Here is a 12,968-nt window from a genome sequence, read left to right on the forward strand (position 1 = left end):
TCATTTCTTAAAGCTTTCTTAAATCCCGCGTTTTCAATTGATCCTCCCAATGAGAGTGTGGTATCATCAAACAGGAGACCCGCCCTGCGCGCCCGCAGTCCCATATTTTTTGCGCAGAAGCTTCCGCACGCGCAACATTTTGTGCCGAAGCCGGGTATTGTGTGCGGAGCAGCTGCACTTTCAGCGGCAAGGCTGTGCAGGGCGCACGTCGAGCCAATGCCGGCAAAGTGCGGATTCCTTTCTGCATCCGCACAAAAGAACTCGATTCCTGCCGGTCTCCTTTGTCACGGTCTTCATTGTAAACAAGACCGATTCAAGACCGATTATTAAGAAAAGACCGATCCTAAGATTCGTAAGATCCGTCTGGCCAAAAAGTCCGATGAAAGAATGAGGCGTTCGCTATGAATTCATCCAAATCTGTTTCCGCCGCACTGCGAAAAGAGCGGCGGCAGACGCTGCTTTTTCTGCTGCCGAGCCTCGGCGGCATGCTGCTCTTTTTTGTGCTTCCCTTTTTTGTCGTGATTTTTTATTCGTTTGTCGATAACCCGATCAACTGCGAATTTGTCTTTTTCGATAATTATGCCAACACGCTCCGGAACAGCGCGTTCCAGCTTGCGCTGCGCAACACGGCGCTCTTTTCGGCGATTGTCGTCCCGCTTGCGGCGGTGATTCCGCTGTGTCTTTCCATTGTGCTGGACGCCGGCGTTCCCTTCCGGAGCCAGTATCGCACCATTTTCTTAAGCCCGCTGATGGTTCCGGTCGCTTCGGTTGTGCTGATCTGGCAGGTGCTGTTTCATTTAAACGGCGCGCTCAACGATCTTTTGCAGGCGCTCGGCGCGGCCCCGATCGACTGGCTCAAATCCGACTACAGCCCCATCGTGGTTGTCGTGCTCTTTCTCTGGAAAAACATCGGATACAACATGATCCTCTTCATGGCGGCGCTCAGCAACATTCCGAAAGACCTGCTCGAAACCGCCACCATGGAAGGCGCCGGGCCGTTTGCGAAGTTCTTCCGCATCAAGCTGCCGTTTCTTTCCTCCAGCATCGTCTTTGTCGCGATTCTGTCCCTCATCAATTCCTTTAAGGTGTTCCGCGAGGTGTATCTGCTGACCGGAGACTATCCCTATGACAGCCTCTATCTGCTCCAGCACTTTATGAACAACACCTTTCAGTCGCTTGACTATCAGAAGCTCTCCAGCGCAGCGATTGTGATCTGCCTGATCATGGCGCTGATTATCGGCGCGCTGCTCTTTGCGGATGACCGGATTGGAGGGAGTGTCGAAGAATGAAAACCCAGTTATCGAGAAAAGCGGCGCACCGGATCTACATCGCCGCCGCCGTGGTCATTCTCACGGTCATCGCCGTCGGATTTTTGCTGCCGATTGTTTTGACCGTCACCAATTCCTTTATGGAATCGACGGAGATTTCCGCGAACTACGGCGTGATTTTCGGCAGCGCCGGCACCGTCAACAAGACCTATATCGCCGAAAAGGTGAATTTAAAGTTCATCCCGGATCAGGTCAGCTTTTCCCAGTATATCACCGCGTTCGTCAAAAGTCCCGCTTATCTGCTCAAATTCTGGAACTCCGTGATTCTGGTCGTCCCCATCACAATCTTCCAGATCTGCGTGGCGCTCGGCGCTTCTTACTGCTTTGCCCGGTTCACCGGAAAATTCCGCAGCGCCGTCTTTTTCGTCTACATCATTTTGATGCTGATGCCCTATCAGGTCACGCTGGTGCCGAACTTCCTCGTCGCACAGTGGCTCCATCTTCTCGACACCTGGTGGGCCATCATCCTGCCCGGCATCTTCTCCCCGTTCAGCGTCTTTATTTTGACGAAATTCATGCGGCGGATTCCCTCCGCCATGACAGAGGCGGCCAAGCTGGACGGCGCCGGGGAATGGAAAATCTTCTCCAGCGTGTATATCCCGCTGTGCAAAAGCGTCATTTATTCGGTTGCCATTCTCGTGTTCATCGACTATTGGAACATGGTGGAGCAGCCGCTGATTCTGCTCTCGGACCCGGAGATGCATCCACTCTCGGTATTTCTCTCGAAGATTAACGCCGGCGACATCGGGCTTGCCTTTGCCGTCGCGACCATATATATGGTTCCGCCGCTGCTTTTGTTTCTTTACAGCGAAGATTATCTCATCGACGGAATTTCCTATTCCGGCGGAATCAAAGGCTAATGTACAATGGAAACCTTGTTATGGAGGGTCGTTAGAATATGAATGAAAAAGTCCTGAAAAAACGCGCCTGGATAAAAAACGCCATCATCATCTTCCTTGCCGTCATGCTCCTGCTGACGTTTTTTTCCAACACCATTCTCAATTATTCGCTGCCGGAGGTCGCCGCGCAGTACCCCGCTTCCGGCACAGTCACCTCGAAGATCCGGGCCTCCGGCACCGTAGAGGCAAACGAAAACTACGAGGTCGTGCTCAGCGAGAGCCGAACTATCAAAAGCGTGAGCGTCAAAAACGGCGATACGGTCAAAAAGGGCGACGTGCTGTTTTTGCTCGAGGACGCCGAAAGCAGCGAACTCAAAGAAGCCCAGGCAAGCCTTGAGGATCTGCAGAGCCAGCTCAAAAAAGCGCAGCTGACTGCGACGCCGGACTATTCCGCACAGGAAATTGAAATTGCCAACGCCGAAGAAGACCTGCAGAAAGCCAGACAAAACAAGGCCGCGATCCCCGAAAAACAGCAGGCGCTCACAGACGCCAAGCTGGCCGTCAAGAAGGCGCAGCGCAAGGTCGACGAGCTGAACAAGAAGATCGAAGCCCTGCGGACGCCCGATGAAAACGGAAACCTGCCGCCGGACGCCGAAAAAAAGCTCGGCGCGCTCACCGCAGAGCTTTCTGACGCGCAGGATACCCTCGACGCCGCCACAGAGGCCCAGGCATCCGCAGAGGCTGCGGCGGGTCTGACGGAGGAGCAGGCGGATGAAGCGATCAAGACGCTGGAGCGCCAGGTGGAAAGCCTGCGCAATGCGCTCCGCGTGCAAAAAGAAGAGGACAGCCGCAATCAGGCGATCAGCAATATTGACCTCGAAGCGCTGAAAAAGAGCGTCGACAGGCAGCAGGAAACCGTCAACAAGCTCAAGAGCAAAGCGGTCGACGCGAAGGTCACCGCGAAAATGGACGGCACCGTGCGCTCGATCAGCTGCGCCAGCGGAGAGACCGTCGAAGCCGGCACGCCGCTTGCCCAGATTCAGCTCAGCGGAAAGGGCTATTCCGCGACGTTCCCCCTGACGCCGGAGCAGGCCAAGCGGGTCAATCCGGGCGACGAAGCCAGCATCCAGTATTACTGGGATTCCGACGTTAAGGCAAAGGTCGAGAGCGTCAAAAACGATCCGGATAACCCCGGAAAGAGCAAGCTTGTGACCGTTGCGGTCGACGGCAACGTCGAAGTCGGCGAAACCCTCAACTTTGTGCTCGGCGAACGCGGGACCGATTATGACATTCTTGTCCCGAACAGCGCGCTGCACGAAGATAACAACGGCAAATTCGTGCTGATCGTCACGGCCAAGTCCACGCCGCTCGGAAACCGGTATCTCGCAACGCGCGTCGATGTCCAGGTGCTCGCAAGCGACGAGACAACCACCGCTATTTCGGGCGCGCTCAGCGGCAGCGATTTTGTCATTACCACCTCCACCAAACCGCTCGAACCGGGCGACCAGGTCCGGCTCATGGAATCCTGATGAGGGACGGCGATGTCTATGAAACAACATACTGGCAGAAAAATCGCCATTCTCTGTATTTTTGCGTGCTTTCTTATTTTGTTCTTTGTCCTGATGGCCGTTCGGCTGCAGCTGGCGGCTGCCCAGACCGGCCAGTTCCGCAACAAGGTCTGGCAGGGCGACGAGACCGTCTATTCCCAAGTTTCGTGCTATCTCTCTGAGGACGCCGGGCTTTCGGCCGATTCCATCACGGAGCTTCGCCGCGGTCTCGACCTGGAGCTTGAGACCGCTTCCTTAAAGCCGGCAAACGACAGCGCCCGCCTCTGGATTGATGCCTACAGCACCGAAACGACCCTCACTGCCGAAAACGGCGGCAATTCCGTCAAAGTCAGCGCAACGGCCGTCGGCGGCGAGTTTTTCTTCTTCCACCCGATCCCCCTGCTCTCCGGATATTATTTTTCGGAAGAGGAGCTCATGCACGACCGGGTTGTGATCGACGAGAACCTTGCCTGGCAGTTTTTCGGCTCTTCCGACGTTGCCGGACAGCGCATAACAATTGGCGGCAAGCCCTTCCTCGTTGCGGCCGTCACCCAGCCGGAGGACAATGCCCTGTTTGCGGCCTCCTACGGCAAAAAGCCGCACCTCTATTTATCCTATTCCGCGCTTGCGGAGATGCTTCCGGAACGCAAGATCACCTGCTATGAGGCGATTCTGCCGAGTCCGGTCACCGGATTCGGAAAGGAGCTTGTCGCAAAGGGACTTTCGGACGCGGGCTTTTCGGCCGAAGCCGTCGAAAACTCCGCGCGGTTTTCGATCCCGAATCTCTGGGAACGGCTCAAATCCATCGGGAACCGCTCGATGCGGCTCGACACCATCCAGTATCCCTATTGGGAAAACATTGCCGTTGTGATCCAGGACCGCTGCGCGCTGTTTCTCTTCGGAGAGCTTGCGGCGCTTGCGCTCAGCCTCATCGCGCTGGTCATCGCGTTCCTGATCTTCAAACAGGATCTCAAAGCGCTTGGGGGAAAGCTTGTCCCCAAACATTTTAAACGATAAGGAGACGTTAAGATGAAAAAACACACCTTTCTTCGCGCGGTACTTACCGCACTGCTCGCGGTGCTCTTCGTGCTGACGCCGCTCTCGGCGTGCAAGCGTTCCGATTCCGGCAGCAGCACGGCGAAATACGACCACGTTTACAAGCAGACCTCCATTGAACTGCCGGAGGAAATGACCAATGTCGATACGCTCTACTACCGCGACGGGACGCTCTATGCGCTCGGCAGCGCCTATGAGGATGTTTCCGACGCAAAACCGGATGAAGACGACGTAAAGCCCGTCCAGATGACGCTCATGCTCTGCACGGTGGGCACGGACGGCACACAGGGCAAGCCGCAAAAGCTCGCGACACCTCCGGAGGGCAGCTACATCAGCAGCACGATGTTGAACCCGGATCTCACCATTTCCTATCTCCTCAATGAGTACACTTACGACGAAAAGACCGACAACTACGAGGATAAATACACCTACAAGAAGGTCGACCTGGAAGGCAACGAACTGGCAAGCGTCCCGCTCTTTACGAACAACAACGACACCGAAAACGCGATGTATCCGCAATATTTTGTGGGCGACAACGACGGCAACTTCTATCTCGCCTCAAACAATCAGATTTTCGCCTATGATTCCAACGCGACGCAGCTGTATTCTGTCTCGGTGACGGGCTATATCAACCGCCTTACCAAAGGCCCGGACGGCAAGGTGCTCGTATTCTGGCAGGAAGAAAACGAGACAAAAATGCGCATTCAGGCGCTTGACAACGCCGCAAAACAGCTCGGCAAGGAATACGAAGTCGGTGACGAGGTCTCGAACTACATCTATAATATGTTCGGCGGAGACGACGGAAATCTCTATTACGACAACAGCAGCTCTCTGATGCAGTATGACCTTTCCAGCAAAAAATCGACGGAACTCGTCAACTGGATCAACTCCGATCTCAACATCAGCAACATCGATACCTCCCGCGTGACCATCGCTTCCGAGAAGGAGCTCTATCTTGTTTCCAACAGCTATCACGATGACGCCGGAAAGACGGAAATCATCCGGCTCGACTGGGTCGATCCCAAGGACCTCAAGGAGAAATCCATTCTGACGCTCGCCGCCTCCTATATCAATTACGACATCCAGATGGCGGTTGTGAACTTCAACAAAACAAGCGACCAGTACCGGATCACGGTCAAGGACTACTCCACCTACAACACCGAGGAGGACTATGACCGGGCAACCACGATGCTCAACAACGATATCGCGTCCGGCAATATTCCCGACATTCTGCTCGTTTCTTCGGATATGCCGTTTGACAGCTACAGCGCCAAGGGGCTGTTTGCGGATCTGAACCAGTATTTGAACGCGGATTCGGACATCAAGCGCGAGGATTACCTTGAAAACGTGCTTGCGGCAACCACCGTGGACGGCAAGCTCTACTCGATCATTCCTTCCTTCGGCATCTATACGATCGCCGGAAAGAGCAAATACGTCGGAACCGAACCGGGCTGGACGATGGACGATCTCAACGCGCTCATCGACAAGCTTCCGAAGGACGCGCGCCTGTTCTACGACATGACCCGCGACGACCTTTTGCAGCTGGCCTGCATGATGACCAAAAATGACTTTATCGACAGCCAGACCGGAAAATGCTCGTTTGACAGTCCGGAATTTGTCAAGCTGCTCGAATTCACCAACACCTTCAGCAACGAGAGCATCTGGGACAGCGTGGACTGGGACAATGTCGACGAGTCCTTCTGGAAGGACATGGAAACCGCCTGCCGGGACGACCGCGCCTACCTGCAGTCGACCAGCATCTACTCCTTTGACGATTACTGGCAGCTGAAAAAAGTGACCTTCGGCGATGACATCACCTTAGTCGGCTACCCGAGCGCCTCGAAGCAGGGCTCGCTCATCACAAGCAGCCTCGAACTCGCCATGTCGGCAAAGTCCAAAAATCCGGACGGCGCATGGCAGTTCATCAAGTATTTCCTCGGCGACGAGTATCAGTCCGCCCTCTCCTATCAGTGGCCGATTAAGCGCTCGCAGATCGACAAACTTGCGGAAAACGCCATGAAGGAACCGGAATCCAGCGATGAGACGTTCATCGGCTCAGCCGCCTCCAAGGTAGAACCGGCAGAGGCTGCCGGAATGGGAAATATTGGCCAGATCGACCAGCAATCCGTTGACGCGCTCAAGACCTTCATCGAATCGGTCAGCCAGGTCATGCGCTATGACAGGAGCGTCCTCGACATCATCAAAGAGGAGGCCTCCGCCTACTATGCCGGCAAAAAGAGCGCGGACGAAACCGCCAAAATCATTCAAAACCGCGTCCAGATTTACGTCAGCGAGAACCGCTGACCGCCGGGGCACGGAATATCGGCGTAAAACAAAAAAATCCACAGCTCCCCGCCTGCACCGGAATGCCCGGCACAGGCGGGGTACTTTTCTGCGCAAAACGGCTTTTGCATGCGCAGGCGCGGCACCGGCCCCGCCCAATTGCCCGCCAAGCGGAACGGAAAAGCACCGGAAAAGTACTCCATGCCGCAGAAGTGCAGTCCACACGCCCGCACGGGGCAGCTGGGTACACCGGACTGAACCCTGCCGCAAATCGGAACGGATCGAACAGAACGCCCCGGAGCATGCACGCCCGGAACAGGGTCGTTCTTGTCAAAAGCGATTGCGGCACGCAAATCGAGCGCGGTGCGCGGCGCGGCACAAAGTAAAGCCGGGTGCGCATGCATTTGGGCACGATGCGCTGGGCAGTATGAAATGCGCGGCGCGTTATAAAACCGGGCGCGTAACGCATTCCTGCGGCACAGTCGGCAAGGTGTCCGGCACAAAAAAACCGCCGGGTGCGGAATGCGCCGGACTGAACCCTGCCGCAAATCGAAACGGATCGAACAGGGCTCCCCGGAGCATGCACGCCCGGAACAGGGTCGTTCGGATGCGAACGCACCGATGCGGTCAGATCGCGAACAGAGCCCGCTGGGCACAAAACGCCGAGGCAAGAGACCGTTCGGACGGCACGTGGAGAGGCCGGTGCTGTTCCCCACGCAATTGCGGCGCAAGTCTTTCAAACGGCCACTGGCGCGGAGCATATTTGTCCGCCGGTGGTTCCGCCCTCTGCGGCAATGTCTCTGTGCTCTTTTCTAAAAGGCTGATAAGATCGGCGACACGGCACGTAAATTGCGTATTGCGCATGGCACAAACCCGCGCCGGAACACAAAACGCTTCGGCGTAAAACGCACGAAACACACTGGCCCCCGCCTGCACCGGAATGCCCGGCACAGGCGGGTATTTTTCTGCGCAAAACGGCTTTTGTCTGCGCACGACGCGGATTTTCCCGAATTTTGCGGTTTTTTCTGGTATTGACAGAGAAAACCTGGTATAATGAGACTGTTTTGCGGCACATGCCCGAACACAATTAAATGCAGCAACGTGTTCTGCGGCTGACGGCCTTCCGTCAAGGCGTTTTTGCGCAGTGGAGCCCCCTGAATCTGCGCAAAAACATGCCGGAACACGCAACGTATAAACCGAAGTACCGGTTTTGTGCATATTGGGAGTCATTGCGGATTTCCAAATGTTGGCCGCAACGTCCGAAAGGCTGCGCTGTGCCGCAAACGGCGCTTTCCGTTCCATAAAAAATTGCGGCATCCCGCCGCAGTCTGTCGCGCGTTTCGCGTTCTGCGCCCCGCGTTTTGGCGGGACTGAATGCCCGGCGCACTATCTCGCGGCACGAACGCCGCCGGCATAACGTGCGAACACCCGCCAAGCAAGAAACCGCGGCGCAGTCTTTGGTGTAAAGCCCGGTGTGCCGGACGAAAAGCCCGCCGGTGCGGCACATGCTGCGCCGGATCGGCTGCCCTTCTTCGCTGCGTCCGGTTTCACATTGCACCCCGCCGCAGTCTGTCGCGCGTTTCGCGTTCTGCGCCCCGCGTTTTGGCAAGACTGAATGCCCGGCGCACCATCTCGCGGCACGAACGCCGCCGGCATAACGTGCGAACACCCGCCAAGCAAGAAACCGCGGCGCAGTCTTTGGTGTAAAGCCCGGTGTGCCGGACGAAAAGCCCGCCGGTGCGGCGCGTGAGCCGGCGCACCATCTCGCGGCACGAACGCCGCCGGCATAACGTGCGAACACCCGCCAAGCAAGAAACCGCGGCGCAGTCTTTGGTGTAAAGCCCGGTGTGCTGGACGAAAAGCCCGCCGGTGCGGCGCGTGAGCCGGTGCAAGCCGGGCGCCTGCATTGCAAAGCGGCGCAGGACGGACAAGAAAACGCCGGTGCGGCACATGCTGCGCCGGATCGGCTGCCCTTCTTCGCTGCGTCCGGTTTCACATTGCACCCCGCCGCAGTCTGTCGCGCGTTTCGCGTTCTGCGCCCCGCATTTTGGCGGGACTGAACGCCCGGCGCACCATCTCGCGGTACGAACGCCGCCGGCATAACGTGTGAACACCCGCCAAGCAAGAAAGCGCGGCGCAGTCTTTGGCGTAAAGCCCGGTGTGCCGGACGAAAAGCCCGCCGGTGCGGCGCGTGAGCCGGTGCAAGCCGGGCGCCTGCATTGCAAAGCGGCGCAGGACGGACAAGAAAACGCCGGTGCGGCACATGCTGCGCCGGATCTGCTGCCCTTCTTCGCTGCGTCCGGTTTTGTATTGCGGATTCCGGCCAAGATCGGGAATGCCGCTTTCCTGTTGAATTGCATGTGCAAGCGCCGCATTTCAGGCGCCGACACCAAACAGCCGGACTCGCGTTTTTTGAACCCGGATCGCATGAAATCCCGTAATTCATTTCATCCCGATAGATAGGAGTCAATCATGAAGCCAATCAAACTCATCGCGCTGGATCTCGACGGCACCGCGCTGGATTCCAACCGCGACCTCAGCCCCAAAACGGCCGCCGCCATTCATGCCGGCATCGCAAGCGGCATCCAGGTGGTCTTTTGCACCGGCCGGACGCTTCCCGAAATGCGGCCGCTGCTCAAGCTGGTTCCTGACATGCACTACCTGGTCTGCGGAAACGGGTCGAGCGTGCTGGATCTTACTTCCGGAGAGACCATCTACGAGAACAAGCTCTCCTACCCCATGCAGGAAAAAATTCTCGATGTGCTTGCCGGCCGGGATGTGATGCTGGAATTCTTTTTCGGCCCGGAGGTCTTTGTCGACGCCGCGTGTCTTGCAAATTTGGAGCGCTACGTCTTTGATTCCTTTCAGCGGGTCGTCCGCGAAAGCCGGACGCCGACGCCCGATGTCCGCGCCCTGATCCGCGCCAAACACGCGCCCGCGGACAAGTTGCATGTATTTTTCCGGACGCTGGAAGAGCGGCAAACGGTCTGGGATCTGTTAAAGCCGCTGCCGCTGCAGCTCTCCTCTTCCCTGCAGAACAACCTCGAAATCAACTCCGCGACCGCCGATAAAGGCGAAGGCCTCCGGCAGCTTTGCAGCCATCTACACCTGACCGCCGAAGAAACCATGGCGGTCGGCGACAACTGCAACGATTTTACCATGATGGAGTTTGCCGGACTTGCCGTGGCCATGGAAAACGCGATTCCGGAGGTTCGGAACATGGCAGACCGCATCACAAAAACCAACGACGCGGACGGTGTTGCCTACGCGATTGAGCAGTTCGCGCTCTCGCAGCGCGGCTGAACCGCCCGGTTTGATCCTGCCATTTTGCGTGTGTCTGTTTTCAGGCGCACGCTTTTTTATACAAAAAAGCTGCCCTGCACCTGCAGGACAGCTCTTTTGATTCCTGTAAAACTTCTTGCGCAGCTTACACGCGCAGCCTTACGCTGCTTTTTCGGCCTTGTTCTTTTTGTGATACTGCCAGGCGGTATACAGCGGACCGGCAATGCAGACCGACGAGAAGCATCCGGCCACAACGCCGACCATCATCGGAAGCGCAAACGTCGTGATGGAGGAAAGATCGTAAATCATGCCGACCACGAACACGACGGCGACGGAAATAAACGTCGCAAGCGACGTGTAGATCGAACGGGTCAGCGTCTGGTTGATACTCGTATTGAGCAGGACGCTGTACTCCACCTTCGGGCCGAGCAGACGGCGGTTTTCACGGATACGGTCATACACCACGATGGTATCGTTGAGCGAATATCCGAGGATCGTCAGGATAACCGCGATAAAGTTGTCGTTGAGCGGGATCCGGAAGATCACAAAGGTAAAGTACACGATCACCACGTCGTGCAGCAGCGCGACAATGGCCATAACACCGGACGCAGCGCCGCCGATTTTGCGGAACCGCAGCGCGATATAGACGATCAGCAGCACCGCCGCGATCAGCACGGCGATGAGGCATTTGAGGAAAAAGGACTTGCCCATGACCGGATTGACAGAGTTCGAGCTGACAACCTCAAACCCGGCGTCCGGATAAGCGGCATTGAGCTTCTCCATGACAGCCGACTGCTCTTCGAGGGAGATGGAATCCGTGCCGCCGAAGGAGACGGTCGCGTTTTTCAGGCCCTCTGTGCCGTCAGCGGTCTTGACGTTTTCGTTGATCACAACAGAGACGGTATTTTTTCCGGTTGCATCCGAAACGATGGACGCAATTTCGTCCTGGTTGACTTCGCCGGTGAAGGAATATTTAATCACCGCGCCGCCGGTAAACTGGATGTCCATCTGTGTGCCGAAAATGACGTTTACGATCAGCCCGATCAGGATGATCGCAAGCGAAATCAGGTAGTACTTTTTTCTATTTTCAAAAAAGCGGATGTGAAACTGTTTCATTTTGCGGCACCTCCGAACAACCATTTCTTGCGGAACACCTTAAAGCCCGAAAGTGACTTTGTCATGAGACGGGTCGCAACCACGCCCATCAGGAAGTTGCCGATGATGCCGATGAGCAGCGTGTACCCGAAGGAATAGATCGATCCGGTCGTCGAAGCGCCGAAGATCGAGGAAAGAATGTTGGTCGGTCCAAAGACGAGCATCAAAATCAGCGCAACGATGATGACGGTGATGTTGCCGTCGAAGATCGCGGAGATGCTGTTTTCATCGCCGTTCTTGATCGCGCCGTCGATGGTCTTGCCCATCCAGATTTCTTCTTTGATTCGGGTTGCCGTGATGATATTGGCGTCAACGCCCATACCGATCGAGAGGATGATACCGGCGATGCCCGGCAGCGTCATCGTAAAGCTCTTAATGAAGGAGAAGTAGCCCGAAACCGCCGCGAAGCTGAGCGCGATCTGTCCCAAAAGGGAAATGACCGCGACCACGCCCGGCAGACGGAACAGGACGATCATCAGAATGGCAACGAGGCAGAACGCAATGATGCCGGCAATTGCCATCGCATTTAAAGAGGACATTCCAAGCGTCGGGTTGACGGTGCTGAAGTTTTCGGTTTTGAGGGCAAACGGCAGGGCGCCGGCGCTGATCTTGGATGCAAGCGCAGAAACCTCTTCCGCCGTAAAGTCGCCTTCAATCGTGCATTTTCCATCGGTGATGACGGCGTTTACCGTCGGGTAGGAGATCATGACATCATCCATCCAGATGGAAATGACTTTTCCCTGGAGCTCTTTGGTCGCATCGGCAAAGGTCTTTGCCGCGCTGTCGCTCAGCTCCAGTGAAACGATGTATTTCATGGTACCGGTCTGCTGATCCTGCATCATCTGGGGCTCGGCTTTGACGATGTCGTCCCCCTGCAGGATGATATGTTCGGCCGTCACGCCGGTCGGCGTCTGATACACCATCTCGCCGTCCGCGCCGGTCGTCGCTGTTTCATATTCCATTCCCTCGCGGAAGGTCAGAAGCGCCGTTGCGGAAATCTCGTTGATGGCCTCTTCCGGATCGAAATTCGCCTCGTCGTTTTTCCACGGGAACCGGACGATAATCCGATCCTGGTTGTAGTCGGTATACAGTTCATAGTCGGTGATGTTGCTCGACACCAGACGCGTCTCGATGATTGCCTTGGCAGAATCGATCTGCTCTTTGGTCGCCTTTTCGTCGGTTGCCGGCGTAAAGGTTGCTTCCACACCACCGCGGATATCGATACCCCACCGGATATCGCTGACGCCTTTCAAATAGGTGATCTTGTTATCACCGTTCTGGCCGGAAATTCCGAATGCCGCCGTAATCGTAAAAAACAGGATGATTGCAGCAACAATAAAGAAGACCGGCTTTTTTACCCGCTTCATGGGCATGTCCTCCTTGTTGAAAATAAATTCTGCGGGCACACAAACAAGCCGGACGCATCCTCCTCCGGCTTATCTGCATGCTCGCAAATGCCATAGATTCTATTATATTGT

Annotated in this window: 9 protein-coding genes; 7 read left to right on the forward strand and 2 right to left on the reverse strand. The window is 56.1% G+C overall.

Going from position 1 to position 12,968, the window contains the following annotated elements:
- Positions 1 to 401 precede the first annotated feature (401 nt).
- The 7 genes from IAG03_RS03965 to IAG03_RS03995 all read left to right on the forward strand — a co-directional run bounded on the left by IAG03_RS03965 (position 402) and on the right by IAG03_RS03995 (position 10,356).
- Positions 402 to 1,289 (forward strand): carbohydrate ABC transporter permease, encoded by an 888-nt coding sequence (locus IAG03_RS03965; protein ID WP_249318517.1) that lies wholly within the window; start codon positions 402 to 404, stop codon positions 1,287 to 1,289.
- Positions 1,286 to 2,188, forward strand: coding sequence for a carbohydrate ABC transporter permease (locus IAG03_RS03970; protein WP_249318518.1), 903 nt, complete (start codon positions 1,286 to 1,288; stop codon positions 2,186 to 2,188). The genes IAG03_RS03965 and IAG03_RS03970 overlap by 4 nt, the downstream gene beginning before the upstream one ends.
- Before the next feature lie 38 nt (positions 2,189 to 2,226).
- Entirely contained in the window at positions 2,227 to 3,696 is a 1,470-nt protein-coding gene (locus tag IAG03_RS03975; protein WP_249318519.1) for an efflux RND transporter periplasmic adaptor subunit, read from the forward strand.
- An 18-nt stretch (positions 3,697 to 3,714) separates the two neighbouring features.
- Positions 3,715 to 4,731 carry an ABC transporter permease gene (locus IAG03_RS03980; RefSeq protein WP_249318520.1) on the forward strand — a complete coding sequence of 339 codons (1,017 nt, stop codon included), beginning with the start codon at positions 3,715 to 3,717 and terminating at the stop codon, positions 4,729 to 4,731.
- A 12-nt stretch (positions 4,732 to 4,743) separates the two neighbouring features.
- On the forward strand, positions 4,744 to 7,074 hold the full coding sequence (locus IAG03_RS03985) for an ABC transporter substrate-binding protein (RefSeq protein ID WP_249318521.1): 2,331 nt from the start codon (positions 4,744 to 4,746) through the stop codon (positions 7,072 to 7,074).
- A 2,139-nt stretch (positions 7,075 to 9,213) separates the two neighbouring features.
- Complete coding sequence (locus IAG03_RS03990; RefSeq protein ID WP_249318522.1) at positions 9,214 to 9,516, forward strand: hypothetical protein; 303 nt, start codon at positions 9,214 to 9,216, stop codon at positions 9,514 to 9,516.
- A 9-nt stretch (positions 9,517 to 9,525) separates the two neighbouring features.
- Positions 9,526 to 10,356 carry a Cof-type HAD-IIB family hydrolase gene (locus tag IAG03_RS03995; protein WP_249318523.1) on the forward strand — a complete coding sequence of 277 codons (831 nt, stop codon included), beginning with the start codon at positions 9,526 to 9,528 and terminating at the stop codon, positions 10,354 to 10,356.
- A gap of 138 nt (positions 10,357 to 10,494) precedes the next feature.
- On the opposite strand, the gene secF is transcribed toward IAG03_RS03995, so the two are convergent.
- Entirely contained in the window at positions 10,495 to 11,451 is a 957-nt protein-coding gene (gene secF, locus IAG03_RS04000; protein WP_249318524.1) for a protein translocase subunit SecF, read from the reverse strand.
- On the reverse strand, positions 11,448 to 12,857 hold the full coding sequence (locus IAG03_RS04005; RefSeq protein ID WP_249318525.1) for a preprotein translocase subunit SecD: 1,410 nt from the start codon (positions 12,855 to 12,857) through the stop codon (positions 11,448 to 11,450). The genes secF and IAG03_RS04005 overlap by 4 nt, the downstream gene beginning before the upstream one ends.
- Positions 12,858 to 12,968: the final 111 nt, after the last annotated feature.

Origin of the sequence: Yeguia hominis (assembly GCF_014384705.1) — a bacterium.
Lineage (GTDB): Bacteria > Bacillota > Clostridia > Oscillospirales > Acutalibacteraceae > Yeguia > Yeguia hominis.